The 26877-nt window shown below is 35.5% G+C and carries 30 protein-coding genes and 7 pseudogenes; 3 read left to right on the forward strand and 34 right to left on the reverse strand.

Going from position 1 to position 26877, the window contains the following annotated elements; translation table 11 throughout:
• Window positions 1-5: 5 nt before the first annotated feature.
• Together ACLKMH_RS21120 and ACLKMH_RS21125 are read right to left on the reverse strand one after the other, a co-directional pair.
• Complete coding sequence (locus tag ACLKMH_RS21120) at window positions 6-662, reverse strand: hypothetical protein (protein ID WP_413699832.1); 657 nt, start codon at window positions 660-662, stop codon at window positions 6-8.
• Window positions 663-853: 191 nt separating this feature from the next.
• Window positions 854-1765, reverse strand: a complete 912-nt coding sequence (locus tag ACLKMH_RS21125) for a M14 family metallocarboxypeptidase (RefSeq protein ID WP_413699833.1) — start codon at window positions 1763-1765, stop codon at window positions 854-856.
• A 311-nt stretch (window positions 1766-2076) separates the two neighbouring features.
• On the opposite strand from ACLKMH_RS21125, the gene ACLKMH_RS21130 reads away from it, so the two are divergent.
• Complete coding sequence (locus ACLKMH_RS21130; RefSeq protein WP_413699834.1) at window positions 2077-2796, forward strand: FadR/GntR family transcriptional regulator; 720 nt, start codon at window positions 2077-2079, stop codon at window positions 2794-2796.
• 459 nt (window positions 2797-3255) lie between these two features.
• Here the strand turns inward: ACLKMH_RS21130 and ACLKMH_RS21135 are convergent, their stop codons facing one another.
• The 7 genes from ACLKMH_RS21135 to ACLKMH_RS21165 form a co-directional block, all read right to left on the reverse strand.
• Complete coding sequence (locus tag ACLKMH_RS21135; protein WP_413699835.1) at window positions 3256-3930, reverse strand: tripartite tricarboxylate transporter permease; 675 nt, start codon at window positions 3928-3930, stop codon at window positions 3256-3258.
• Complete coding sequence (locus ACLKMH_RS21140; RefSeq protein ID WP_413699836.1) at window positions 3884-4462, reverse strand: tripartite tricarboxylate transporter permease; 579 nt, start codon at window positions 4460-4462, stop codon at window positions 3884-3886. The genes ACLKMH_RS21135 and ACLKMH_RS21140 overlap by 47 nt, the downstream gene beginning before the upstream one ends.
• Complete coding sequence (locus ACLKMH_RS21145; protein ID WP_413699837.1) at window positions 4452-4754, reverse strand: tripartite tricarboxylate transporter permease; 303 nt, start codon at window positions 4752-4754, stop codon at window positions 4452-4454. Before ACLKMH_RS21145 ends, ACLKMH_RS21140 begins: the two co-directional genes overlap by 11 nt.
• Window positions 4755-4763: 9 nt before the next feature.
• Window positions 4764-4982 carry a tripartite tricarboxylate transporter TctB family protein gene (locus ACLKMH_RS21150; RefSeq protein WP_413699838.1) on the reverse strand — a complete coding sequence of 73 codons (219 nt, stop codon included), beginning with the start codon at window positions 4980-4982 and terminating at the stop codon, window positions 4764-4766.
• Window positions 4983-5011: 29 nt separating this feature from the next.
• On the reverse strand, window positions 5012-5230 hold the full coding sequence (locus ACLKMH_RS21155) for a hypothetical protein (RefSeq protein ID WP_413699839.1): 219 nt from the start codon (window positions 5228-5230) through the stop codon (window positions 5012-5014).
• Window positions 5231-5356: 126 nt separating this feature from the next.
• Entirely contained in the window at window positions 5357-6283 is a 927-nt protein-coding gene (locus tag ACLKMH_RS21160; protein WP_413699840.1) for a tripartite tricarboxylate transporter substrate binding protein, read from the reverse strand.
• A gap of 2 nt (window positions 6284-6285) precedes the next feature.
• Window positions 6286-6765 carry a hypothetical protein gene (locus tag ACLKMH_RS21165; protein ID WP_413699841.1) on the reverse strand — a complete coding sequence of 160 codons (480 nt, stop codon included), beginning with the start codon at window positions 6763-6765 and terminating at the stop codon, window positions 6286-6288.
• A 1025-nt stretch (window positions 6766-7790) separates the two neighbouring features.
• Between ACLKMH_RS21165 and ACLKMH_RS21170 the strand changes: the two are divergent.
• A pseudogene (locus ACLKMH_RS21170) lies at window positions 7791-8678 on the forward strand (NAD(P)-dependent oxidoreductase).
• Window positions 8679-8798: 120 nt separating this feature from the next.
• On the opposite strand, the gene ACLKMH_RS21175 reads toward ACLKMH_RS21170, so the two are convergent.
• The 13 genes and pseudogenes from ACLKMH_RS21175 to ACLKMH_RS21235 all read right to left on the reverse strand — a co-directional run bounded on the left by ACLKMH_RS21175 (window position 8799) and on the right by ACLKMH_RS21235 (window position 18585).
• The gene (locus tag ACLKMH_RS21175) at window positions 8799-9398 is read right to left on the reverse strand and encodes a DUF4202 domain-containing protein (protein ID WP_413699842.1); all 600 of its coding nucleotides are present in this window, start codon (window positions 9396-9398) and stop codon (window positions 8799-8801) included.
• Window positions 9399-9667: 269 nt separating this feature from the next.
• On the reverse strand, window positions 9668-10321 hold the full coding sequence (locus ACLKMH_RS21180) for a DUF1566 domain-containing protein (RefSeq protein WP_413699843.1): 654 nt from the start codon (window positions 10319-10321) through the stop codon (window positions 9668-9670).
• The gene (locus ACLKMH_RS21185; RefSeq protein ID WP_413699844.1) at window positions 10266-10916 is read right to left on the reverse strand and encodes a DUF1566 domain-containing protein; all 651 of its coding nucleotides are present in this window, start codon (window positions 10914-10916) and stop codon (window positions 10266-10268) included. Before ACLKMH_RS21185 ends, ACLKMH_RS21180 begins: the two co-directional genes overlap by 56 nt.
• A gap of 343 nt (window positions 10917-11259) precedes the next feature.
• Window positions 11260-12902 (reverse strand): annotated as a pseudogene (gene groL / locus ACLKMH_RS21190) (chaperonin GroEL).
• Window positions 12903-12946: 44 nt separating this feature from the next.
• A complete protein-coding gene (locus ACLKMH_RS21195; protein ID WP_413702430.1) occupies window positions 12947-13237 on the reverse strand; it encodes a co-chaperone GroES in 291 nt (96 codons plus the stop codon).
• Window positions 13238-13372: 135 nt separating this feature from the next.
• Window positions 13373-13630 (reverse strand): DUF1107 family protein, encoded by a 258-nt coding sequence (locus ACLKMH_RS21200; protein ID WP_413699845.1) that lies wholly within the window; start codon window positions 13628-13630, stop codon window positions 13373-13375.
• A gap of 102 nt (window positions 13631-13732) precedes the next feature.
• The gene (locus ACLKMH_RS21205; protein ID WP_413699846.1) at window positions 13733-14275 is read right to left on the reverse strand and encodes an FxsA family protein; all 543 of its coding nucleotides are present in this window, start codon (window positions 14273-14275) and stop codon (window positions 13733-13735) included.
• 84 nt (window positions 14276-14359) lie between these two features.
• The gene (locus ACLKMH_RS21210; RefSeq protein WP_413699847.1) at window positions 14360-15523 is read right to left on the reverse strand and encodes a 3-phenylpropionate MFS transporter; all 1164 of its coding nucleotides are present in this window, start codon (window positions 15521-15523) and stop codon (window positions 14360-14362) included.
• 301 nt (window positions 15524-15824) lie between these two features.
• Window positions 15825-16448: a prepilin-type N-terminal cleavage/methylation domain-containing protein gene (locus tag ACLKMH_RS21215; protein WP_413699848.1), complete on the reverse strand. Its 624-nt coding sequence runs from the start codon at window positions 16446-16448 to the stop codon at window positions 15825-15827.
• Window positions 16442-16966 carry a Tfp pilus assembly protein FimT/FimU gene (locus ACLKMH_RS21220; RefSeq protein ID WP_413699849.1) on the reverse strand — a complete coding sequence of 175 codons (525 nt, stop codon included), beginning with the start codon at window positions 16964-16966 and terminating at the stop codon, window positions 16442-16444. The genes ACLKMH_RS21215 and ACLKMH_RS21220 overlap by 7 nt, the downstream gene beginning before the upstream one ends.
• Entirely contained in the window at window positions 16963-17745 is a 783-nt protein-coding gene (locus ACLKMH_RS21225; protein WP_413699850.1) for a hypothetical protein, read from the reverse strand. The genes ACLKMH_RS21220 and ACLKMH_RS21225 overlap by 4 nt, the downstream gene beginning before the upstream one ends.
• A 167-nt stretch (window positions 17746-17912) precedes the next feature.
• Window positions 17913-18473, reverse strand: a complete 561-nt coding sequence (locus ACLKMH_RS21230) for a response regulator (protein ID WP_413702431.1) — start codon at window positions 18471-18473, stop codon at window positions 17913-17915.
• On the reverse strand, window positions 18439-18585 hold the full coding sequence (locus tag ACLKMH_RS21235) for a hypothetical protein (RefSeq protein ID WP_413699851.1): 147 nt from the start codon (window positions 18583-18585) through the stop codon (window positions 18439-18441). Before ACLKMH_RS21235 ends, ACLKMH_RS21230 begins: the two co-directional genes overlap by 35 nt.
• A gap of 604 nt (window positions 18586-19189) precedes the next feature.
• Between ACLKMH_RS21235 and ACLKMH_RS21240 the strand changes: the two are divergent.
• Window positions 19190-19285: pseudogene (locus ACLKMH_RS21240) on the forward strand (DUF3545 family protein); the annotation flags it as partial.
• A gap of 65 nt (window positions 19286-19350) precedes the next feature.
• Here ACLKMH_RS21240 and rpoS read toward each other — a convergent pair.
• From rpoS to guaA, 12 genes and pseudogenes are all read right to left on the reverse strand, one after another.
• Window positions 19351-20284, reverse strand: a pseudogene (rpoS, locus tag ACLKMH_RS21245) (RNA polymerase sigma factor RpoS).
• Between the two features lie 121 nt (window positions 20285-20405).
• Window positions 20406-20825 carry a peptidoglycan DD-metalloendopeptidase family protein gene (locus tag ACLKMH_RS21250; protein ID WP_413699852.1) on the reverse strand — a complete coding sequence of 140 codons (420 nt, stop codon included), beginning with the start codon at window positions 20823-20825 and terminating at the stop codon, window positions 20406-20408.
• Between the two features lie 168 nt (window positions 20826-20993).
• On the reverse strand, window positions 20994-21263 hold the full coding sequence (locus ACLKMH_RS21255; protein WP_413699853.1) for a LysM peptidoglycan-binding domain-containing protein: 270 nt from the start codon (window positions 21261-21263) through the stop codon (window positions 20994-20996).
• Window positions 21263-21841, reverse strand: a pseudogene (locus ACLKMH_RS21260) (YqaA family protein). Before ACLKMH_RS21260 ends, ACLKMH_RS21255 begins: the two are co-directional and overlap by 1 nt.
• 65 nt (window positions 21842-21906) lie before the next feature.
• Complete coding sequence (gene truD, locus ACLKMH_RS21265; protein WP_413699854.1) at window positions 21907-22338, reverse strand: tRNA pseudouridine(13) synthase TruD; 432 nt, start codon at window positions 22336-22338, stop codon at window positions 21907-21909.
• A gap of 35 nt (window positions 22339-22373) precedes the next feature.
• Entirely contained in the window at window positions 22374-22718 is a 345-nt protein-coding gene (gene truD / locus ACLKMH_RS21270) for a tRNA pseudouridine(13) synthase TruD (RefSeq protein WP_413699855.1), read from the reverse strand.
• Entirely contained in the window at window positions 22705-22965 is a 261-nt protein-coding gene (gene truD / locus ACLKMH_RS21275) for a tRNA pseudouridine(13) synthase TruD (protein ID WP_413699856.1), read from the reverse strand. Before truD (ACLKMH_RS21275) ends, truD (ACLKMH_RS21270) begins: the two co-directional genes overlap by 14 nt.
• Entirely contained in the window at window positions 22958-23446 is a 489-nt protein-coding gene (ispF, locus tag ACLKMH_RS21280) for a 2-C-methyl-D-erythritol 2,4-cyclodiphosphate synthase (RefSeq protein WP_413699857.1), read from the reverse strand. The genes truD (ACLKMH_RS21275) and ispF overlap by 8 nt, the downstream gene beginning before the upstream one ends.
• A gap of 69 nt (window positions 23447-23515) precedes the next feature.
• Window positions 23516-24132: pseudogene (ispD, locus tag ACLKMH_RS21285) on the reverse strand (2-C-methyl-D-erythritol 4-phosphate cytidylyltransferase).
• A gap of 37 nt (window positions 24133-24169) precedes the next feature.
• The gene (gene ftsB, locus ACLKMH_RS21290; protein ID WP_413702432.1) at window positions 24170-24415 is read right to left on the reverse strand and encodes a cell division protein FtsB; all 246 of its coding nucleotides are present in this window, start codon (window positions 24413-24415) and stop codon (window positions 24170-24172) included.
• 72 nt (window positions 24416-24487) lie between these two features.
• A complete protein-coding gene (locus tag ACLKMH_RS21295; RefSeq protein ID WP_413699858.1) occupies window positions 24488-25051 on the reverse strand; it encodes a phosphopyruvate hydratase in 564 nt (187 codons plus the stop codon).
• 153 nt (window positions 25052-25204) lie between these two features.
• Window positions 25205-26785 (reverse strand): annotated as a pseudogene (gene guaA, locus ACLKMH_RS21300) (glutamine-hydrolyzing GMP synthase).
• Between the last annotated feature and the right edge of the window lie 92 nt (window positions 26786-26877).

A 26877-nucleotide genomic window follows, 5' to 3' on the forward strand; every position in this document is an offset into this window, starting at 1 on the left:
CCAAGTTAAAAAGGTCTGCTTCGCTCCTCAATGTCTTCTATTTGAGAACTGAATTTATCACTTTTACTTTGCTTCAAAGCTTTTCGAACAAGAGAACTTAAAGCCCCAAAATCATCAACAACTAAATTGACATCCAATAAGGCACTTTCTATTCTTTTTTCAATTTTTTCGCGATCTTCAATAGCACTGGTATGGTCTATTTCAAAGTAGAGAACTAATTCATCTGCAGACTCTGCATTTAACGATAATAGTTTGCCAGATTTACTTCGTTCACCGCCCATCTCACAATAAAAAACACGATGTAATTTAATATTAAGCTCATTCAATACAAGCTTTAAGGTATCAATAACAAAGGGAATATTACGACAAACAACAGTAATTATAGTGTGAGCAGATTGCCATTCATCCTGCTCAACATCGGGATTAAAAACTCTAATTTTAGCGACGTCACCTTTACGAATTAACACTTCTCGCCATAACGAAACAGTCAAACCATTAAGGTTTTTTTGAGAGATTTGAGTCAGATCTGCAATAGAAACATCACGATAAACACTGTTAATAAATAACTGCAGTGTTTTTTGATCCTTTGCTGAGAAATGCTTTTTAAGCTGAGTAAATATTTGCTCTAAGATATCATTTTTCTGATTAAGCGTAGAAGTCATTCGTATCACCTATTTTATGAAACACTTGATCTCTAACACTAGGGTAAATAAATCATTTTACAAATTTTTTCATAAAGGAGTATGACGCACATTTAATTCTTGCTTAAGATTCAAATAAATATCTAATTTCAAATAATAATGACATCCATGAAATTTTAATAAATCAATTTAGAATGTCACAAATAAAGTAATTATTTTAAAAAATCAAGCGCGACAGAAACGGTCGCAACTTGCGCAATAATACAATTTTCATCATCAACAAATGGACTATCAGGATAAACTTCGGTCGTTGTAACAAAGGGGGCACCGGTTAACCCCATGCATAAACCCAATGTTCGAGCATCATAATTTATCACACCAAATTGTGATAAAGGCACTCCAATCAATTGTTGATTATCATCAGCGGGTGCAATATGAGTCACATTTTTAACGCCATCTATGACCGCTTTTTGAAATTTTTCTTCGGGTTTAGCGCTATCTGCAACTAAATAAAAACCATCGGGAATATTCCAACTATGTTGATGTATTGCATCTCGAGTCGCTAAAGCAGGCCTAAATTCACTATTATCACTATCCGTAGTTTCGTGTAAATCAATGTGCATTTTAAATTCAACATTCAATTTACTAAGATACGCCATCATCATAGAGGCTTCTTGAGAAGGGCTATTTTTGTAAAAAGAACGATTTGGGTCAATCGTATTTTCACTCCAACGGTTAATAGTTTCATAACCCCATGGGCTAATACAGGGAAAAATAACAAAATTAAATTGTTCTTGATAACGCTTAATTTCAGTTTTTGAAAAACGAATCGCACCATGAATACCACTGGTTTCATAACCGTGCACACCACCTGTCACTAAAATATTGTCTTTATTTTTTTGCCAATTTTTTGATTGAATAACAAACAAAGGATAATCGCGCTGAGAAGTTTTCAAGGTGCCATGTTGGATCAACTCTAAATCCTTACTTAATGGATCAAGTTCGCTTAACACTTCTTCGCTATAAAGCCGTTGTACTTTTTGCTCCGATAACCATTGTTTTTTATCTGCTTCTGTCCACTTTTTTCCTGTAGTACCAATATGATAATCAGTGCTTAAATTCATAGATCCCCCTATTAAAAATAACTATAAAGCCCCTTTATAGGGCACCAAAAACACACTAAAAAAGACATATTTCAGGCCACTTTTGTTTAACAAAACGTTATCAAAGTCAACATTATAACTATTAAGCTAACATTAATGTCCGAAACAATAAAACTAGGTCAATAATAATTTGAAATAAAATACTACAAACACTAAATATTTTCCTCCCTTTGAGCTCTAGGGCACGGTTTCATTGACATGTCTAGTATTCCTAGTACCACGGAAGTGGTATAATAAGTAACCTATAAAACATAAAATAAATAAGCGAAATTATGTCTAACAACTTTAATTATATTTCAGGCTCAAAACGTAGCCTACACGTACAAGTTGCACGAGAAATTGCTCGTGGGATCTTGTCGGGAAATCTAGCGCAAGGTTCTATTATTCCAGGCGAAATCGCATTATGTGGTCAATTTGGAATTAGCCGTACGGCACTGCGTGAAGCAATCAAATTATTAACCTCTAAAGGGTTACTAGAATCGCGCCCTAAAATTGGCACTAGAGTCGTTGAAAGATCTTATTGGAATTTTCTTGACTCCCAACTAATCGAATGGATGGATGGGTTAACTGATGTTGATAAATTTTGTTCTCAATTCTTAGGATTGCGTCAGGCAATTGAACCAGAAGCCTGTGCATTGGCGACTAAAAATGCCTCTGCAGAACAACGCATTGAACTTTCTGAAACGTTTCAGAAAATGGTTGAGATTGCTGACGCTGAAGAATTTGATCAACAGGGATGGACTGAAATTGACTTGAAATTTCATAGCTTAATCTTCAATTCTACCGCTAATGATTTTTACCTTCCTTTTGGTAATATTCTAGCAACTATGTTTGTTAACTTTATTGCTCATTCTTCGGAAGAAGGCAGTACTTGTATTGATGAACATCGTCAAATATATGAAGCGATTATGGCTGGCAATAGTGAAAAAGCACGACAAGTTTCTGCTAATCATTTAATAGAAGAAAAGCATCGTTTACCATTAATTGCTTAATTCATAACACCATAGTTAGAATTTGATACTAGTTTTCTCAACATAGAAACAGCAAATCTTCGACAAGATTATTACTACAGCTTATAGGGTTTTACTTTATGAGGCAGTTGTAATCATAAAGACAAAATAGTTTAACTCCACAACAATGTATCGATACTTTTTGTTGAGTTCAAAGCATTTTCTCGATGAAATTATCGTTTTTGATAAATATCATTAGTACCAAAAACCTCCTCTTCCCTGTTAGTATTAAATGTTACTATTAAAATGCTTATCAATTCTCCTTTTGCTTTCTTCTCGATAATTTTTCCTTCGAAAAATTTTAAACACCATATTAATACAATCAAAAAATATATAAAATCACCATGATAGTTTTTCTTTTAGATTAATGAGGCAAACTGCAGATAAAAAAATACCCAATATGAAATTGGGTATTTTATGTTTTCTTTTAAGTTACAAAAGTTACTCTGCTAAAGCTTCCTTTTGTTGTTGTTTCTTTTTCATTTTCATTGTCGAATAAACAGAGAAAACAGCCAATAAAATAAACGCTAAGGCAATAGGTCTATCATATAAGAATGACCAACTTCCTTCATACATCAGCAAAGATTTTCTTAAATTTGTTTCCGCCATCGGCCCTAGAATAATCGCAAGTAAAATAGGAGAAGATGGAATTTCCAGTTTATTAAATATAAACCCAGCTATACCAAAACTGATCGCAATACCCACATCAAACATAGAGTTGTTAATTGCATAAGCACCAATAATTGATAAGAAAATAATCATTGGGATCATGATTATTTTTGGTACTTCAATAATTCGGCAGAAGAATCTAATACCAAATAAACCAACCGCTAGCATGATAATGTTAGCCACTAACATAGAACTGAAAACACCATAAACAACTTCAGGGTTTTGTGAAAATAATAATGGCCCTGGTGTTAAACCTTGAACAATTAATGCACCAAGTAATACCGCCGAAACCGCATCACCAGGAACACCTAAGGTTAATAGTGGTACTAATGAACCACCCGTTACACCATTATTTCCTGCTTCAGTCATCGCTAGACCACGTACCGCACCATTCCCAAATTCATCTGGATTCGGTGCAGAAACGTTTAGCTTCGTTATAACAAACAAAAGCAGATATATCGGCACCCGCACCAGGAATGGAACCAATTGTTGTTCCCATCAAACCACTTTTGACAGCTGTTGGTAGCATTTCTTTAACATCAGCTTTGCTTAATAACTTACGATCAAACTTAGGTGGCTTAACAATTTTTTCTGACGCAATTCTTTCTAACTGATTTAATCCTTCAGAAAGTGCAAATAAACCAATCAGAACAGGAATAACGTTAATACCACTGTATAAATCCATAACACCAAAGGTAAAACGTGGCACACTACTAATAGGATCTAAACCAACGGTACAAACTAGTAAACCGATCGTACCAGCAAGTAAACCTTTAATAATGTTTTTAGCAGAGACACTAGCAATAATAGTTAGTCCGAATAAAGCTAGTGCAAAATACTCTGGCGCATTAAAACGTAATGCAAAGTTTGCTAGTTTTGGAGCAACGGCAATCAATACAACAGTACTTAATAAGCCACCAATAAAGGACGCAACAGCGGCGATACTTAGAGCACGTGCGACTTGTCCTCTAAGTGCCATTGTGTGACCATCGAGTACTGAGGTCTGCAGAAGCTGGCGTTCCGGGTGTTTTCAATAAAATGGCAGAAATCGAGCCACCATAAATACCACCGATATAAACACCGATTAACATCACTAAAGCAGGCGTAGCAGACATACCAAAGGTAAAAGGTAATAAAATTGCTACCCCCATAGTTGCCGTTAGACCAGGCAAGGCACCTAGAATGATCCCACCTAAAACACCAAAGAAAAGTACAGGAAAAACATCTAAGCTAACAGCTGTTGATATACCCGTTATTAAATAATCAAACATTATAGGCTCCTATGACCATATCGCTTGGGGTAAAGAGATATAAAACACTTCCCCAAATAGGTAATAAACAGTGAGAACAAAGATCACAGCAATGATGTAATAAAGGGGCTTCTTAATTTTGAAATACACTAAATAAAAAATGAAGGCAAAAAGACTTGCATATAAATAACCGATAACACTAATTAAAAGGGCATAACCAATCAGGTAACCTAATCCAAATAAAGACATTTTTGAAATTAAAGGTTCCTCTTTACTACTTACTTCTTTACTTGCAGCTTGTTTCTTTTTTTATTGATATGTTGAAAAATCAGCACCAAGCAAAGCACAATTTGGGCGATAGCAATAACCATAGGGAAAAATGTTGCATCAACACTTGCGTCTTGGTATCTCGGTTTATCGAATTGAGTTACCAAAGCAAAAGCGATAGCACTTAAGAAAATAATAATCGAAGGGAAAATGATATTTCTATTTAACATAGAATCTATCCTTAATAAATTTCGTTTTTTGATTAACATACGTAGCTTGATTCCCTTCATACTACGTATTCAGTAAAAGTAATCTCTGTTGTAATAAACAGAATTACCGCGTTTGTTTAATTACTATTAGTTAATTAAAGAACCAAGTGCTTTTGTATCTTCCGCAACAAAATCAGTGAATTCTTGTGCATTTAGAGGATGAATAGTCATAGCACCTTTTTCCATGAATGCTTTGAATTCTTCAGAAGCCATAGCAGTATCAAATGCTTTACCTAAAGTTTCGATGATTTCATCTGGCGTATCTTTTGGTGCGCCAATGCCACGCCAAGTACCTGTTACAACATCAACACCTTGTTCCATTAGTGTTGGTACATCTGGAATGAACTGAATACGTTCTTTAGACATAACACCTAATGCTTTTAATTGACCTGAACGCAATTGAGAAATTGCTTCACCAGGAGTTACCATAGTTACCTCAGTGTGATTACCTAATACCGCAGGAATCGCTTCAGCAGAACCATTGTAAGGAATTGCATTTAATTTAATGTCTTGGCTTTTTTCTAGGGTCATTAAATAGAAGTTTGGAGCGACAGTAGAAGCAAATTTCACTTTACCTGGGTTTGCTTTAGCTTCTTTAATAAGATCATTAATTGTGTTGTAAGGGCTATCAGTGACAACTAAAACAACAGCAGGATCTAAGTTCACCATACGAATTAATTTAAAATCAGTTGCATCATGTTGCATCAGACCCATTTGCGGTAATGAAGCAATTTCACGTGTTACCACTGTTAATGTATATCCATCAGCACGTTGGCCTGCACCATAACTCATACCAACAGCTCCAGCACCACCAGTACGGTTCATCACAGCAATGTTTTGTCCAAGGATATCTTTAGCACTATTTGCTAATGTACGACCAACAGCATCAGTACCACCACCAGCACCAAAGGGAACAACTAGACGAATATTTTTTGCAGGATAATCTGCGACCATTGATGTCGCTGACACTAATACACCAGCGACTAGCATTATGGATTTAAGGATTTTATTCATGGTTAAGACCTCTTTCTATTTATTTGTGAAGGATTTTGGAGCTTCGTTGTTTGGTATTCGTGTATTGTTAGTTGTTCTATTGCAAGCGCAATCCAACCACTAACTAACATGTCATACCATTGTTCAACGCCACTGCAAGCAACAACAACATTTCCGTATACAAATGAACCGTAAAACAGAATATCGTCATCACGCAAAGACGAAGGGTGTAAATTTTGTACTTCTATATTTGCCATTGACTCACGCCAAGCCTGTTTTGCCTTTTTACGTGCAAACTGGTCAAATGGAATGGTCCAAGACTCTGGTGTACCAAGAGAAGTTTCATATAAAATTGCATCTTCAAATGACGCTTCCCAAGGTTTAAGTTGCGGATTCATTATTACAATATGCAACTCTTTGCGATTAGATCGCTCAAATAATTTATGGATAGCTGGAAGAGTTAACTCCACTGCATCCTTAGCAATATCACTAATGTTTTTCATTTCATTCCTTATAAAAATCGCTTTCTGAAATCAAGATTATTGTATGACAATTTAAATACAATATTTCAAACTACGTAATTAGTTCGAGATCACATTACGCCTTTCAATAACGTGATTTAAGTCACCAAAGATACTTGCTGTTAAGATTTAGCTTTATTCAAGCTAGTTTAAAACCTTTAAAAACTCGAAATATGACAAAAAACAATTGTATGAATTAAATACAAATAAGCTTTTGTATCAAAATAAAAATGACGTTCTTAAAGCAAGTAAAGCTATATTTAAATGCTCCTGTGACTGCATACTTGGCTATAAAAGGTAAAATTATGCTTTAATAGCAAAACAAATTACCGTTAATAGTCAGCGACACAAAAAACAGCTAAATAGTATTTACAATAAACAATGAGCAAATTATCTTGAAGCCTATTAACTAAGTTTTAATCGCTAATATTTTTAATAACTGCATCACAAAAACAGATGTTACTGGTAACGTAATTTAACATCAATAGTATTATTAATTAATATTAAAAAAGGAGAGCGATGTATTGTTTTTGGTATTCTTTGCTTTTTTAAGGGTTGAATTTACATTCAATTAATAATACAAATGAAATTTTGTTAGTTTTATTAACTTTATTAACACTTAATGTTTTTTTAATAACTTCTGTTAAAAACACAGAAAAATAAACATAAAACACTGATTTTTATGAAAATAACAATTATTTCTTCTGTTTTAGGGAATATTATTTTTTATTAAAGTATGTTCTAGCGCATGCTTTGATAATTTTTTCTTGGATTTTAATTTGTAATACATTATCATTATTTTACAAAAGTTATAAAATGCTCCATTTTTATAGAAGAATTTACATATATCATGGTGCTTGTATTTAATATTATAAATAGCAAATACAAAACGTAACCTTATAGATTTATCTAATTTAATGACACAAAAGCATGTTCACTAATCTGTACTTTAAAGTGAACAATCATTACCTCAAATTAACATACAACAATATATTTAGGAGTTAGAAATGACTAAACCAGTAATCGGTTTTATCGGTCTTGGCCTTATGGGCGGCAACATGGTTGAAAACTTACAAACACGTGGTTTTCAGGTAAATGTAATGGATCTTAACAAAGATGCAGTTGCAAAAGTTATTGCTCGTGGCAATGCGACTGAAGTTGCTTCAGGTAAAGAATTAGCTGAAAAAAGTGACATCGTAATGCTTGCACTTACTACTTCAAAAGTAGTTGAATTAGTTGTTTATGCTGAAGATGGTATCTTAGCTGGTATGACTGCTGGTAAAACACTAATCGATTTCGGTACTTCTATTCCAGATTCTACTCGTAAAATCGGTGCAAGCACTTGCTGAAAAAGGTTGTGGTATGATCGATGCACCTTTAGGTCGTACTCCTGCACATGCTAAAGATGGTTTATTAAACATCATGGTCGCTGGTGATATCGAAACATTCAACAAAGTTAAACCAGTTCTTGACGAGCAAGGTGAAAACGTATTCCACCTAGGCGCACTTGGTGCAGGTCACACAACTAAATTAATCAACAACTTCATCGGTATGACTACAGTTACTGCAATGTCACAAGCATTTGCTGTTGCTAAAGCGAGCTGGTGTTGATGGTCAGCAATTATTTGACATTATGTCTGCAGGTCCATCAAACTCTCCATTCATGCAATTCACTAAATTCTACGCAGTAGATGGCGAAGAAAAATTAGGTTTCTCTGTTGCTAATGCAAACAAAGATCTTGGTTACTTTAACCAAATGGTTACAGACCTAGGTGGTGAGTCTCTAATCGCTCAAGGTACTTCAGCTAACCTACAAGTCTGCTGTTGATGCAGGTCTTGGTAACAATGACGTACCTGTTGTATTCGATTACTTCAACACGCTTTTCGCTAAGTAATTCGTTAATATGCTATTACGTCTGATTTTAAATTAGACTGTTTTAGTATGTATAAAAATGGCAATACTTGAATATGAAACATTCATTTATTGCCATTTTTTATTTCTGCCTATTAATTCTTTAACTAATCGCTTTAACAATTAAATCCTTTAGAGAAACAGGTAATTGAATACTTCCAGCTAACACAAACTGATGAGCTTCCTCAGACATTTTATTCCAGGTTTTAAGAATAATACCAATCCATTTTTCTTCAGTATATTCAGGGTGCTTCATTGCAAAGGCTAGCATGTAATGTTCAATAAAAACTAAACTGGCAATATCTTCCACCAACTGGCTATCTGCATTACGCTTAATCGCCTTTTTACCTACGGCATTTTTTACTTGTTCAATATCATCCAAGCAATACCCAGCTTCAAGCATTAACTCGGCGACACTATTCGCATGAAATGTATAAAGATTAGTTCGCCACTGATAGTAGCCTTGTTTGCCTAGCGGATAATCACTGCGAAGCGATTTCCATCGTTGAATATGTTGCCCACGCACAGCAATTTTTAACAAATCACTTGCCTCTGGTTTAAAACGCGCCAACATATCGGTCATACGCTGTGAATATAAACGCTCCTTTGGCCATTGTTTTGTTTCAACTAACTCTAGGTTTGGATCTTCACTGTTGATATCATCAATTAAACGGATGACTTTTTCGAACTGTTGCTGACTCATAATCTACTCCATGTAATTGCGCTAAAAGAGCTTTGTTTCCTATAAAAACAATACTGTTTCTCAAGGCAAAGTAAATATAAAAGCACTATTATTTTTAATAATAAATTTTAACGGTAAAGTAAGTGAGCTTACTATTAGTTAAGTCTATCGTTTATTTATAGAAAATTTAAAAAATTCATAATGACAGGTAAAATATTGTGATGGTAATAAATTAGAAACTGTTTATTTTAATCTCAGTATTGTATCGATTAGCTTATCCAGAATTGGGGTTATTTAATAATACGTACTGCTCTTACATAGTTAAAAATACGCTCAGCATCTTCACCAGCAGGCCCACCAGACTTTTTAGTATCGTAGCGGACTGCACCGGCTCCGTGTGAATCTTTTCCATCAGGGCCTACTGCATAGCCAAAAGCCACATACCATGCCCAGTATCGTTTGTGCTCTTGTTTAGCTCTCTTTGAAAAATAAGCAGAAGTACTTGTCCAAAAATAAGCATTTTCATCGGAAATGTTAAACAGGCTCTGATCTATTGCTGGGTATACACCTGAGTAATCCACAAGAGTCTGTAGTTCTTTTACATTTGGTAGCTTCCAGTCACTATAACCTGCATATTCTAGGTTTTCACTATATGCGAGGGCTGATTGCCAATCTAAGCCTTGTTTTGAATCATCAACCATCCACATAAGTCCTGTCCCTAAATCGGAAATAGTCCCATCCCCATTATCAACAAACTGACTTTCTCCATATACTTGTCCAGCAACTGCCCATACATACTTCAGCCTTGGATTTCCTCGAGGTTTACCCTTTGAATCTTTATTGGCTTCGTCATCAACATTTGCAACATTCATATCGCTAGGTTTATTGTTATTTGATGGAGGAGGCGGAAGCATTCCTCCTGGTGGCATATCTCCCGCTGGCATATCCCCCTGCTGGATATGCTTTAATATGACCTGTTGCAAAATTAACACCAAAAGCTGATTCCGCTCCCCCATGAGTTGTGCCTACTTTATAGAAATTACTAGACCAGAACTGAAGCTCCTTAGTTATGTCTCGATCACCGAAACTAAATACTTTCATATCAAGGTATGGCCATCCATCTCCAAAATTCTCGATTGAAAAAAGTTCAGTTAGTGTTGGTGCTCTCCAATCATCACGACCGGCAAACTCAAGGTTTTGGGTATATTCCATCGCATCGTACCAATCCATTTTGATATCCGACGGTTGTTGCAACCAGATGAGGCCGGTATTAAGATCGGCTACAGTGCCATCTCCGTTATCGATAAATGAAAATGGTAATGATGAGTAATGAGCATCCTGGCCAAAAAGTTCTTGCCCTGCCTCTACTTCAATACTTAAACCATCCGCAGAATAAGCTTCATTTTGACCAGTTTCCACTATCGCTTTCTGCGATGTAATGCTTTGTGTCAATTCTTTTTCTGTTAAGGCACAACCAGCGGTGATCAAGCTAGCAGAGATTACAATGGAGGTAATTTTCCATAAATTTATTCTTTTCATATTAAGCTCTACACCTTGAGTTAAATGGTTATGATTCTTTGATTCATACTTTGTGCCAGACAGCTCAGAAGTTTTTGTTTCACTAAGAACTATTAATTGTAATCTGCTAATAGTTAATAAAGGGTTAAGTTGCTTGGTTTTATTCTGCTTGGCTTATCATATGAGGTTGGATTAGGACTGAATGAAATTGATTTTATAGAGTTTTAATAGTTGAGAATGGCATTACAAAGGAAGGGATTCAGATAAAATATTTTGAGACCGTTTGTGATACATTTCGAACCACAAACGGTCTCACTTAAACGCTTAATTCATTGAATTATAGCGTTAAAGAGGACTAGGCAGTCTACATCATACCGCCCATGCCACCCATTCCGCCCATATCAGGCATTGGGGCGACAGGTGCTTCAACAGGAATGTCAGTGATCATACATTCAGTAGTGATCATCAAACCTGCAACAGAAGTCGCCAAATTGTAATGCGCTACGTGTTACTTTAGTTGGGTCAAGAATACCCATTTCTAACATATCGCCGTATTCACTAGTTGTTGCATTATAACCAAAGTTACCTTCGCCTTTTTGCACGTTATTAGTAACAACAGAAGCTTCTTCACCACAGTTTGATACGATTTGACGTAATGGAGATTCCATTGCACGAAGTGCAACACGAATACCTACATTTTGCTCATCGTTATCGCCTTTAAGGTCCTTAAGCAATGCGGCAACACGTACTAATGCAACACCACCACCTGCAACAACGCCTTCTTCTACAGCGGCTCTCGTTGCGTGTAATGCATCATCAACACGATCTTTTTTCTCTTTCATTTCAACTTCAGTCAGTCGCACCAACTTTAATAACTGCAACACCGCCAGCTAGTTTAGCTGAACGTTCTTGAAGTTTTTCTTTATCGTAATCAGAGCTTGAAGCTTCGATTTGTTGTTTGATTTGATTAACACGTGCTGAAATAGCAGTTTCTTCACCGATTCCATCAATGATAGTTGTTTCGTCTTTACTGATAACAACGCGTTTAGCTTGACCTAAGTCTTCTAGTTGTACTTTCTCAAGATCTAAACCAATTTCTTCTGAGATCACTGTTCCAGCAGTTAGAATCGCAATATCTTGCAACATTGCTTTACGACGGTCACCAAAACCAGGCGCTTTAACAGCGACTACTTTTACAATACCACGCATGTTATTAACAACTAATGTTGCCAACGCTTCACCTTCAACGTCTTCAGCAATAATTAATAAAGGTTTAGACGCTTTAGCTACCGCTTCTAGTGTTGTTAATAATTCACGGATATTGTTGATTTTTTTATCAACTAATAGGATGAATGGATTTTCTAGTTCAACAGTACCTGCTTCTTGGTTAGTCATGAAGTAAGGAGATAGGTAACCACGGTCGAATTGCATACCCTCTACAACATCTAATTCATTTTCAAGACCTTGGCCTTCTTCAACTGTGATTACACCTTCGTTACCCACTTTTTGCATAGCCTTGGCAATGATTTCACCAATTTCAATATCTGAATTAGCAGAGATAGTACCGACCTGTGTGATCGCTTTAGAATCTAGACAAGGCGTAGATAGTGCTTTTAATTCTTCAACCGCGACTTTAACTGTTTTATCAATACCACGTTTAAGATCCATTGGATTCATACCAGCGACAACTGCTTTAAGACCCTCAGAAATGATTGATTGAGCTAAAACGGTTGCCGTTGTAGTTCCGTCACCCGCGACGTCATTAGTTTGAGAAGCGACTTCTTTAACCATCTGAGCGCCCATGTTTTCAAACTTATCTTCTAGTTCGATTTCTTTAGCAACAGTAACACCATCTTTAGTAATGTGTGGCGCGCCAAAACTTTTATCGATAACAACGTTTCGACCTTTAGGACCAAGTGTTACTTTAACGGCATTGGCTAATACATTAACCCCAGCTAACATTTTTAGACGAGAATCATTTCCAAATTTAACTTCTTTTGCAGACATGCTTTTTTCCTTAATGAATTATTACCTTGACGAATACGAGCGATTTATTCAACGATCGCTAGAATGTCATTTTCGCTTAAAATTATTACTTCTTGGCCTTCAATTTTTTCAGTTTTAAGACCGTAACCTTCACTAAAAATAACAGTATCACCAACTTTTACATCTAAAGGGCGCACTTCACCATTTTCTATAATACGGCCTTTACCTACGGCAAGGACTTCACCACGGGTAGATTTTTCAGCAGCACTTCCAGTTAATACAATACCTCCAGCAGATTTAGTTTCTTGCTCAGTACGTTTTAAAATAACGCGATCATGTAATGGACGAATAGTCATCATAGTTCCTTAAAAATAACACTAACAAAAATAATAGGATTGGTATTAATAATTAAAGATGGGGATGAAGAATTAGGAATCAAGTGTTAATGGCAATTTTAGGCAAAAAAAATCTACATTTTTCAATGTAGATTTTTAGTAATATATATTTAAATAGTCAGATTTCAGCCGCGACATTTCATTCACAATTTTATTTATTTCACTCACTACAATAAGGATGCTTTTTTCTGTTTTTTGATGCTGATATGCAACTACTCGACCTTCTACAATTCTTAAACGTCCTAGTCCAGCAATAAATATGCGACCTTTAAAGAACGCTTTTACAAATTTGGCTATTTGGCGAGGTTGATATTTTTTAAAGCTTCTTAGGGTAATTGAACTTTTAATATCCACGGTTAAATCCTTTTTCTGGTAACTCAATTTTTTAGTCGCGTTAAAATATCTTAGTTTTATGACAAATTAATGAATCCAGGAAAAAACTCAAGTAAAACTAATTTAACTTTTAACACAACAACCATTTAAAAAAATAACTTGGCACTGTTTGTGACAACCTTCAAAATTACTTCTCCTTTTTTTATGTTCAAATTCACCTTCAATAACGTCATCATCAATATTCTTTGAAGAAAAACCAGACTGTGATTGAGAAAAATCACCTGTCATATTACCTGTCATAGAAATGGGTGAAACTTTAATATTAGCCAATAATGTTTTGGCAATTTTACCTCGTATACTTGGTTGTAGTAATAACAAACCACAAAGGTCAGTAACAAACCCTGGTGTCACCAGTAATACACCTGTAATAATTAGCATCAAACCTTCAACTAACTGTTGCCCCGGCATTTCACCTTTAGCAACTCGTTGTTGATATTGTTGTATAACCTGTAAACCTTGACTTCTAACTAATGCAGATCCAACTAGTGCTGTTACAATAACCAAAGCAACGGTTGGTAATGCACCAAGAAAACCGCCCACTTTGACGAGAACAAAAATTTCTAATAATGAAACGGCGGTAAATAAAACGAATAACCTTGCAAACATATGATGTGTCCTAAAATAAGTACCTTGTTATATAGATATATGGACAGTTTATGCCATTTCAAGGCTTATGTAATAGATTAGTCCCTATTCCACCTTAAAAGTTCCCCCTTTAACCTTCCATATTTTTATTAGAATAAACACGGGCATCAATAACAACGCAGATAATAAGAAAAGATCTCCCTGTAATGTTTCATAACTTAAACCGGCAATGTAAGTAAATAAAGCCATTAGCAACCCCAGTGCAACACCGGAATATAGGCTTTGATAAGTGACAAGTTTAGAGGGTTCCTGCTGACTAATATAACGCATAGCCGCCAAATGAGTAACGGCAAAGGTCAGTGCATGTAGGGTCTGTACACTCGCTAATAAGTAAACATTATCAGTAGCAGAAAGCACCCACCAGCGGATCACACCTCCCGTTAAACCGAGCAATAACATTTGCTTTACTGACCAAGAGGCAAATAATTTAATGTTAAATCGCAGTATGAGCACCTCTGCAAACACCGAAATAGCCCATAACCAAGCAATCGTACTACCAGAAATGCCTAAGCTATCCCAGTAAATGGTACTAAATGCATAATAAGCACCATGACTACCCTGAATTGTTCCCACAATCACTAGAAACAATAATACTTCAGGTTGCTTCATGGTGCTCAATAATGATGTTTTTCTAGCGATATTTGAATCGTCTTTATCCTCTAGTTGCGGATTCAACTTCCCTAAAGACATTACCCATAAAATAGCACAAAAAATAACCGTCAATACTAATATCGCCTGTAATCCATAATCTACAATCAACCAACCAACAATAGTTGAACCTACGATAAAACTGAGAGACCCCCACAGGCGCACTCGACCGTAATCAAGTTGAATTTGTTGCACTAGACGACTACCCACAATATCACCTAAGGGCATCAGAGGCGCCATTGTAAAATTGACCAATAAAGTGAGTATCGCTAACCAAATATAATCAAGAAGATAAAATAAGGAGGCAAAACATAATAAAGTGACAAAGGCTAATATGCGGATAAGTCTAAGCGTTGCACTGCCACTTGAGACTTGCGGTAAAATCGTTAAATTACTCGCAAAACGTAATACAAGTCCGATAGAAAATAATACCCCAACCTGCTCAGTTGTTACCCCTTGTCCCGTTAGCCAAATGCCCCAAAAAGGTAGAAAAATTCCCCATATAAAATAGAAATTAATAAAATAAGTTGTTAGCCATGTTTTAGCAGAAAGAGTAAACAAGTGAGAACCTTAATAACGGAAAACCCATAAAGATAAATAGGCCAAATGAAAAGAAAACAAGAAATATACCCGTTACCATTCAAGATGCAAAGTTCAGCAAGTTTGAGGCGAGTAACTTCTAGGCAGAAAGTTGAAGATCTAACGGGTTCCATCAAGACTTTCTAACAACGAAGAGCTTGCTTCACAGTTTACCTCGCGGGTCGTTAGCTCGATTGGTAACGGGTATAGATTATTAGAAATTGCTTAGAGGAGGTTAATATTAATCTGCAAAACCTTAAAAACCAATAATTAATTTAGTTTTTTAATTAAACTCAGGATTACGTATTTGCACACGAGATGAAACTGACTGACTATATTGACTATCTGAAACTAATTCTCCGCTAAGAGTTATATCTAAACTACGAATAGTGGCCGTTGCACTAGAAGTAACCATCTCTGTTAAGATGAACTGACTGATAGAAATAAATTTATCATCAGAAAGGCCCTTCCAACCAGAGGTTGCAGAACAAACATCCTCAGCAACTTTTCCTACACCGGTTTTAAATTTAATAGCATTATTTTTTAAACTAATAGCCATTTTATTACTATGCTCAAGTGATGATGATTGATTATGATTGTAATAATAAACAATACAATTTTTAGCACTATTAATATCAATGCTCTTATTCGCACTGATCCCTACCAAATAATCACTTCCACCAAAACCAGCTCGACGCACATCCTTTTCAATCATAGTAACAAGCGATTGTATATCCGTACGTAAACGAGAGTACTTTAAGCTTTTAGAACCACTCGTAACACCTGTTACATATAACCCAATCACCATAGCTAATAATATTGAACTCAATAATAAAGCGATAAGCAATTCTATTAATGAAAAACCATTCATTAATTTACTATTGATAGCCAGTTGATTATTTAACATTGTTGATAACCTAACCTTGCACTGTTTGGGGTACAAATTCGAAGACGCATCGCTGATTGAATCACCTTTATGGTATTATTATCACTATCCTTCAAGGTTACACTACCCGCGTTTACGGAGAAGCGCATTGTATTATAAGACACTTTATTACCTGAAAAAGTGATATCAGCAGGAGAAGTAAATACAAACTTACCATCCGTTAAGCTTGTATTTTGTTGTTTCCCATTCAAGAGGCAACTATTTTCAATAAAACAATCGCGACTACTCGTTTCACTCAAGGCCATTTTCCACTCTGAAGAAGCCCCCTTTTGACAAAAGTGCACATATACTTTTTTATTTTCTTTTATTGATTCCTCATTTGCTAATTTAAGAAACTGATATAGCTTTTCAGCACTTGATACAAGCGCTTGATGAGCAAAAAGACGATGGTAGGATTGACTGCCAATAGCAATTAGAATTAACAGTACCGTCATTGCAACTAATAGTTCTATTAATGTAAAAGCATTTTGTTTTTTCATTCAATGGACTTCAAAGCAGATTCAATTGAGCGATATCGTTTATCAGATAATTCATCGAGTTGATTTGACTCAACAACATTAATGCAGTGTTTTGCTGTTTGTTTCTTTTTAATAAAGGAAACATTTGCCGGCCAGCCCTTAGTTAACGATTGCCCTAAGTTAAGCGCTAAAGGAACATTATTTGGCATAATTTCATGTGCCTCTAAAAAGATACTACTTGAAGCAGGATACAAACCTGTTCTAAATAATTTGACACCTTGTTCATTGAGTTCAAGTAATTTAGATACTTTATTTTTATTAGTTAGTTGAGCTCTTTCAATGACCAATAGATCACTGATCATTTCGATGCTATTATCAGTTTCAGGTAATTCAATTAAGGCAATAATTTTATAATATTTTTCATAGTCTCCTAATTCAAACCAGGCCTTTGCTAAGGATAAGCCACAGTCTCGTCCACACTTAATAACAATCTCAGTCTGACACTTATTTAATGAATCGGAAGCATCTTTTAATTGCTTTTTCATGATCATAATACGTGCATAAACCACTTTTTCTAATTCAACAAAAATAGCTTTATCAAATCGTTGATGAGCACTTTTTAATACCGCCTGGCATTGTGAAAAGGATTTAGCCTGCTCTAATTCATTACAGGTAGTGGCTTTATCTAAAATACAATGGATATAATTAAAGTGATGTCTAATATGATCGTGCACAGAAAAACGGGTGTTATACAAAACTGTTTTAAAACAACGTTGTGCAACTTCCCAGTCACCCTCCAATAAAGCTAAATTAGCGAGGGCTCTTTGCCTTGGTATATTTTTAGGTGAAAGCCTGACAGATTCGGATAAGACTTCCTTTGCTTCTAAGTATGATTTGCGATGAGCATAAATACTGGCAAGCCAATTAAGTGCTTCAATGCGTGTTTCAGGTAATTCAGTAAGCTCATTTAAAATTTCAACTGCATGACTATATCTCTGTAAGTGATAACTTGCGATCGCTTTACCAAGTTTTGCCCAGGGAATCCGCGAAATTCCAAAGCTGACTCATAGAGATTATAAGCTGACTGTGGTTTTTTTAGATGTAATAATACTTCACCTTTCAGGCGTAATATTGGAAAACTATAATTGGGGTTGGCTGTAGTTGCTTTAGTACATTCATTTAATGCTCTTTTATAATCTTTAGTGACTAAAGAGTCATAAATTTTCCCTAATACCTTCCTTTTTTCAAAAGCTCTAACCAGCCTATGTTCTAGTTTTTTATAGGAAAAAGGCTTTAAAATATAATCATCTGGCTGTAGTTCAATAAGACCATGAACGACCTGTAATGTTGTCTCGGCACTAATTAGAATAAATACGGTACTTGGTTCCATCAAGCCTCGTAACTTTAGCTCCTCAAAGAGTTGGTAACCATCTTTACCATCACCTAAATTAAAATCACATAAAATAAAATTAAAAGCTGTTGTTTGGCATAGCTCAATTGCTCGGTTGCCATTGTTTGCTACTGCAATTTTTTTGCGTACCTAACATTTGTACCATTCCTTTCACCGCACTACGAATAGTATCGAGATCATCGACGACAAGTGCTGATTGACTAGAAAAGAAATTACTCGGTAATGCCATATAAATAAGACCTACATATAAAATGGAGAATTGAACTAATTATCGAACTATTTTTTATACGTTATTAACGAGATTATTTAATAGCTGTTTTAGTTGGAAATCTTTAACTCATTGTTTTATTTTATTAAATATTTTGAACCTCTGCTCAGAATAATAGAATCAAAATACAATTAAATAACAACAATTTGAAAATATCGTACTCTGTCATTCATTTTTCGAAGTTCAAGAAGAATCATCATAACAATAAAGGTTTATTTGTAGATGATTTAACGCAAAAACACACGTAAATAACAGTACTGTATCCTTTCGCTTATCCAAAAAATGTAATTATTTAGTGTAACTGATTAGAATAAATAAGTTTAACCAAATAGACAAAAAATTAATGTTATTTAAAGCGCTTTTTATTATAAAAATAATTCTTAAATTGCTTATTTCTTTCATAAAACTGAAACATAATCTAAGTATTGTTGAATCATCCAAATGGTAGTACAACTAAACATGATGAGGATTAAAATATGCAAATACATAATACACAAACTACTAAAGTTGATGATAATTCGCTATTTTTCACCCCTAAGAAAAAAATACTCGCGTTCGAAAATGGCGTGAGATTGAAGAAATTAAAGCACAGCATAGATTAAATAAAGAACTACAAGAAATTGATCAAAGCTTTGCTTATTCCCTTTCAGATCTGGTGTAAAGTTGTAAAACTAATAATAAAAAAACGCATCTTCTAGATGCGTTTTTTTATAGATATTCTAAACATTAAATTTGAAATAAAGATTCTATCGACAAACCTTGTTTTGATAAAACATCACGCAAACATTTCAATGCTTCGACTTGGATTTGGCGAACACGTTCGCGAGTTAAACCAATTTCTTTACCGACATTTTCAAGTGTTGCGCGCTTCATAACCTAATAACCCAAAACGTCTCGCTAAAACTTCACGTTGTTTAGGGTTTAAATCCTCTAACCAATCCACAATACGTAATTTCATATCATTATCTTGCAATTCATGCTCAGGAGTTGCTTCTTTGCGGTCAGGGATTATATCCAACAGCTCTTTATCTGAATTATTACCTATTGGTGTATCAACAGAACCGATACGTTCATTTAGTTTCAAAATTTTCGCCACTTCTTTCGCTGATACATTTAACTCTTTGGCGATATCTTCAGGAGTTGGTTCATGGGTTAAAGTGTGGGTTAATTCACGCGCAGTTCGTAAATAGACATTTAATTTTTTAACAATATGAATCGGTAAACGAATGGTGCGAGTTTGATTCATAATAGCGCGTTCAATCGTTTGGCGGATCCACCAAGTGGCATAGGTAGAAAAACGAAAGCCTTTTTCTGGATCAAACTTCTCAACCGCACGAATTAAACCTAGGTTTCCTTCTTCAACCAGATCTAATAACGATAAACCACGATTATTATAACGACGAGAAATTTTAACTACTAAACGTAAGTTACTTTCTATCATACGTTTACGAGCAACTTCATCACCACGTAATAAACGTCTTGCGTAATAAATTTCTTCTTGAGCTGTTAATAAGGGAGAGAAGCCTATTTCGCCGAGATAAAGTTGGGTTGCATCCATTACTTTATTATCAGTACTGCCTATGTTCGAAATTACCTCATCAGTAGTATCTTCATCAATCTGATTTTCTTCTAGCACTTCATCTTTGCTGGCTAACACCATTTTTAACGCTCCCTTTACTACACTGATGCTTTTCTTATTATTTATTTCTTTTGTGGCGACATCATGGATCATAACTTCCCCCTAAAGGTAATCATTTTTTATGACAGAGTAATGAACGTTATTACCTTTTAGGTAGATAACGCGATGGATCAACCGATTTACCTCTATAACGGATTTCAAAGTGAAGGTGAACGTGACCACTTCCACTATCTCCCATTTCTGCAATTATTTGATTATTTTTAATATCATCATTTTCACCTACTAATAACCTTTCATTATGTGCATAGGCACTTAAATAGTCATCGTTATGTTTAATAATGATCAAATTACCATAGCCACGTAATCCATTTCCCGCATACACGACCTTCCCTGATGCTGTGACATAAATAGCGCTACCTCGTTTACCAGCAATGCTAATACCCTGCATAGCTGATTGTGATGCTGAAAATGACTTGCTAACTTTTCCCTTTGCGGGCCAAGACCAACCACTAATTTTCTTATCTTGCAACAATTCAGTTTTTTGCGATTGTTTTTTTATCAATATTATTAGAATATGCTTTTGTTTTTACTGGAGCAACCACTTTAGCCTTATTTTTCTGACAGTTTTGAGCTGTGCAGTCTGAGTCACTCTTTTTATTAATATTTTGAGAGGCAAGTTTACCTTTGCTATTTATTTTTGAAGTATTACCTCCTTTATCGGCAGTTAGCTTTATAACTTGACCTTTTTTAATAATATAAGGTTTTTTATTTGATTAAGTTTGATCAACTCGTTGACATGAACTCCAGCTCTCCAGGCAATGCCGTATAAGGTATCACCTGTTTTTACCGTATAGGTATCTTGATGTAAGGTATTTTTAGTTTTTCTCATTTTTTCCGAAATATTATTACCCACATTAGAAACAGGAGCGCGCCCACCCGATGATGAACAGGCGAACAAGCCTAATAGGCATAATATTAAAGGATAAAAACGATAAGGCATTAGTGTTTAAGTACCAAATAAAGAATAACTGCGGCTAAAATAGTTAGCCATCCTAGTATGTCGATATATCGACCTAGTTTTGCTTCCATTTTTTGCCCCCCGACCACCATTAATCCTGCCACTAAAAAACCTTAATCCACGACCAATTAAAGCGGTTATCATAAAGGGTAAAAAAGCCATACTCATTACCCCAGCAGTAACAGTAAAAACTTTAAAAGGAATAGGTGTAAAGCTAGCAATAAAAATGACCATTACTCCCCATTCAGAAAACCAAGCTTGCGCCGTAACCATTTTATCGTGATAACCCATAAATTCAATTAAAGGTAAAACAACAGGATCGTACAATGCATAACCTAAATAATACCCTACTGCACCACCCAAAACAGAAAAAACACTGGCACCAAGTGCAAATCTCCACGCTAAAGCGCGGTTTGCAAGTGCCATTGGGGCTAGCATAATATCAACAGGAATGGGCCAAAAGATAGATTCTACAAAGGCAGTAAGGTAAAGATATAATGGTGCATACTTATGTTTAGACCAAAGCATGACCTTATTGTATAAAGGGAAAATATTTTCATGTTAATTTTGCTTTCCATTTATTAAAGAAAAATAGTCTATTTTCAAACTTACTGGTATCTCGACATCATTGTATTAACTCTCTGAGCACAGTGGTTGCATAACACCCTGAAGGTAAATAAAAATTAATGCAAACACTTTGCTCATCTATCCAAGTAGCAGTTAAATTATCTGGCACTAATAATAATGGTCTACGCTCTTGTCGTAAGCCATTATTAGCAAGCCCTGCCTGTAATACTTTATATTCCTCTAATACTTCGCTTTCATATATCTTAGCTTGAGATTCACTAGGAAGTTCACCGGCTCCCCATAACGGAGCTGTTAAACAAACTTCACGTGATTGTAAACGCTGTAAACTTGACGGTTCAACATCAGGAAGGGGAAAGAATGAACGATTGCCAACAAACTGCACACAATCTCCCAACATTGGTTGCTCATACAAGCTGTCTGCAATCCTTGCTGAAACCACTTGATTAAATAAATAACTGCGTCGTCGCACTTAAATAAATACCACGTTTAAAACGGTCTTTAATTTTACGCCCTGAAAACATAGAAACTGCGAGCACTGACATTATGACCATCAAAACCAAAGCGTTGCTCACCAAAATAATTTGGCACACCTTTTTTGACTTTTTCAATCGCTAACTCAAGTGCAACTTTATCCGTTATTTCTCGCAAAGTAATCGAGAAGTGATTACCAGCTAAGGCACCCGTTTTTATTTTTTTATGATGGCGAATTACTTTATGAATGTTAACCCCAGGTGATTCAAACAAAGAAAAATCAGGTGTTACTTTGCCTGGGATATGCAGAGAAAACCACTGCCAAGTATCACCTTGTCTATCCTTTAAACCCGCATAGCTAACATTACGTCTTTGCAATGCCCGCAAACTTTGCTAATTGCTTTGCTAAATATTGAGTATTTTCACCTATTTTTTGTACCCAAAGACAAACATGTTCACCTTCACCCGTTAACTCAAAGCCTAGTTCTTCCTTTACAATGAAATCTTCACAGGTTTGTTTATATCGACCACTGCTCTTTGGTTTACCATATAAATAGTTAAAGTCTAAATTGAAGGTTTGCTTTTGCTGTGTCGAAATTTGCTCTGCAACTTGCTCATTATTCATGAATAACTCTTTTTAATAATATAACAACAGCATGTGTTGCGATGCCTTCTTTACGACCAATATATCCTAGTTTCTCTGTGGTTGTCGCTTTAACATTAACGTTATCAATGTCGGTTTCAACTAAAGAGGCAATTTGTGCTCGCATTGCGCTAATATGAGGAGCCATTTTAGGTGCTTCAGCAACAATAGTAAGATCAATATTACCTATTTGATAACCTTTATTTAAGGCTAGTTGAAAAACTTCTTTTAATAATTCACGGCTATCAATACCAGCGTACTTTTCATCATTATCTGGAAAATGATGGCCAATATCGCCCAGAGCAAGCGATCCCAAAATAGCATCAGATAAGGCATGCAAGGTTACATCACCATCAGAATGAGCCACTAAGCCCTGATGATACGGGATTTTAATCCCAGCAATCGTAATAGGCCCATTACCACCAAATTTATGTACATCAAAACCATGACCAATACGGATCATTTCAACTCTCCTTGAGAAAGGTAAAAAGCGACTAAGCTTAAATCCTCTTCTCGAGTAACTTTTAAATTATCAGAAACGTCCTTCAATAATCATGACAGGTACTCCAGACATTTCTAATGCCGAAGCTTCATCAGTGATTTTTTGAGAACAGGAATTGGCAGTAATTGCATCAATAAGTTGCTGGTTAACAAACATTTGTGGTGTTAATGCATGCCAAAGATTATTTCGTTCTACCGTTTCAGTAATACTATTGGATTGATCACTACGCTTCATGGTATCGCGTACTTTACAGGCGAGAATAGCGCCTTGCTGATGTTGTTCAACCGCATCTATAAGTTTATTAATATCTTCCCCATTAATGCAAGGTCTAGTCGCATCATGCACCAAGACATAATCATCAGGGGAAAGAATATTTAAAGTCGCTAAAACAGAATCAACACGCTCTTTACCACCAATAACGGTTTCTATTTTATGATGTTGAGCGATGGGTAAAGCCTTGAACCACTGATCATTCTTAGCTAATGAAACAATGACACGGGTAATACTTGGGTGCTCTAAAAAGGGGTCAAACTATGTTCAATAATGGTTTTACCTAATATTGAAAGATACTGTTTAGGGACAGAAGCCCCTACTCGCTGTCCAATGCCAGCTGCAGGGATAACAACTGATAAATTTCTTTTAATCATTATATTTCCATTTTTATGTCTTATTATTCTTTTGGTATTATACGAAAAAAGTTTCTCCCTCTTTTACTAGCCCTAATTCATTTCGAGCACGCTCTTCAATAGCTTCTGAACCACTTTTCAGATCATCTATTTCAGAAAACATCATATTATTTCGTTTCATTAAATCATTATTACCTTGCTTTGCCAACATCACCGCATTTTCAAGTTGATGGTGTTCTTTCATCCCATTTTTCCCCCACCATAGATGGTATTGCTCTAGGGCAAAGACACAAAGTAATACCAGAAAAAAAGACGCATTAAATAACCTTTATAAAAATATGATTAGTATTCATTTTACAGAGAAAACAAACAGATTCTAGGTTTGTTTCCAGAATATAATTTTTCCTTCAAGCTCAGGATACTTTGGATGAATAAACAGCTTATAAGCGGTTATACAGGCGACTATTACTTTAATCACTATCATCTGTTCAATGCCTAATAAAAAGTAAGCATAACCACCAACAAATGCAGAACACAGCATAAACAATTGAAATACTCGTATATTTTTAACACTTAGTGCCGTTAAAATGATCACAAAATCAAACCAAGTCAACAACAAACCTAATGACGGATTAGCAAGATAATCGTTAGCGACAAAATAAACAAAATAAGCTAAGCCAATAATCATCAATACAAGTACTGTATTGATAAGCTTTTTTGAAGCATCGGTAAAATCACAAAGATAACGATAAAAAGTAACACTCCCCACAATTAAATTTAATAATACTTTGGGCAAAACACCTATCATAAATCCCCAAACAACATCATTCGCAACCGATAAAAAGGAAGCTAAGCGCATGTTTTTCATACCATTGAACAATAATAATAAAATATAAAAAGCAACACTTGTCCAACCCAATACTTCAACAATTATTGACATGACTTCCTCCACATTAAAAGAGTCGCATAGTACAGTAAAAAAGACTAAAAATTCATCTTTGAATCTGTGATATTTAGTTTAAACTCTAAAAAAAGGTGAAAAAAAGCGCTCCGAGAGCGCTTTATTAAAAATTAATTACAACCAATAGAAGGCTTATTCCCATTCTATAGTTGCAGGTGGCTTACCAGACACATCGTAAACAACACGAGAAATGCCATCAATTTCATTGATAATTCGATTAGAAACATGACCAATTAATTCGTAAGGAAGATGTGACCAACGAGCAGTCATAAAGTCAATGGTTTCAACACAACGTAGTGAAACAACCCAATCGTATTTACGACAGTCCCCCATAACACCAACTGAGCGAACCGGTAAGAACACAACAAAAGCTTGACTCACTTTATGGTACAAGTCTGCTTTATGTAATTCCTCAATGAAAATTGCATCTGCGCGACGTAATAAATCACAGTATTCTTTTTTAACTTCACCTAATACACGCACACCTAAGCCAGGCCCTGGGAATGGGTGACGGTATAACATGTCATAAGGTAAACCTAACTCTAAGCCAATTTTACGTACTTCATCTTTAAATAATTCACGTAAAGGTTCAACTAGGCCCATTGCCATATCATCTGGTAATCCACCAACATTATGGTGAGATTTGATAACATGTGCTTTACCATTTTTCGATGCCGCCGATTCAATAACATCAGGGTAAATCGTGCCCTGTGCTAACCATTTTGCATTAGACAGTTTCTTTGATTCTTCATCAAAAATTTCAACAAATACACGTCCGATGATTTTACGTTTCGCTTCAGGATCATCCACACCAGCCATTTGCTCAAGGAAACGATGTTCAGCATTGACGTGAATAATATTTAATCCGAAATGATCACCAAACATTTCCATCACTTGTTTGCCTTCGTTGAGACGAAGTAAACCGTTATCAACAAATACACAGGTCAATTTATCGCCGATAGCACGTTGTAATAACATTGCTACCACTGATGAATCAACACCGCCTGATAAACCGAGGATAACTTCATCATCACCGATTTGCTCTTTCATACGTGCAACGGCATCTTCGATAATTGAAGCGGATGTCCAAAGCCCATCACAACCACAAATATCTTTAACAAAGTGCGAAAGTATACGCTCTCCTTGACGAGTGTGAGTTACTTCAGGGTGAAATTGAACACCGTAAAAACGTTTTTCTTCATTTGCCATAGCAACAGAATTGACAAGTTGCCGTTTTAGCAACCGTAACAAAACCTTCAGGAATAGCTGAAACTTTATCACCATGACTCATCCAAACATCTAATAATGCTTTACCGTCAGGAGATACAGCATCTTCAATCGCTTTGAATAACTCAGAGGGAGTTTGCATTTCAATTTGAGCATAACCAAATTCGCCTTCACCTTCGCCTTTAATGACTTCGCCACCAAGTTGTTTAGACATGGTTTGCATGCCGTAACATATACCTAAAACAGGTACACCAGCAGTGAACACATATTCTGGTGCACGAGGAGAGTTTTCCGCAGTAACACTTTCAGGGCCCCCGCTAATACAATACCGTTAGGGTTAAACTCTTTAATGTCTTCTTCTGAAACATCCCAGCTCCAAAGCTCACAGTACACACCAATTTCACGGATACGACGCGCGATTAACTGAGTGTATTGAGAACCGAAGTCCAAAATTAAGATGCGTTGTTCATGGATGTTAGTAATCATTTTTTATCCTTTCAAAAATAATAAAAGAGGAGTAAACCCTCTTTAAAATTTCATTAATTCTATTGTAATTTAATACATTACTTTCAAACTCT

This window comes from Psychromonas sp. KJ10-10, from assembly GCF_047323245.1.
GTDB lineage: Bacteria > Pseudomonadota > Gammaproteobacteria > Enterobacterales > Psychromonadaceae > Psychromonas.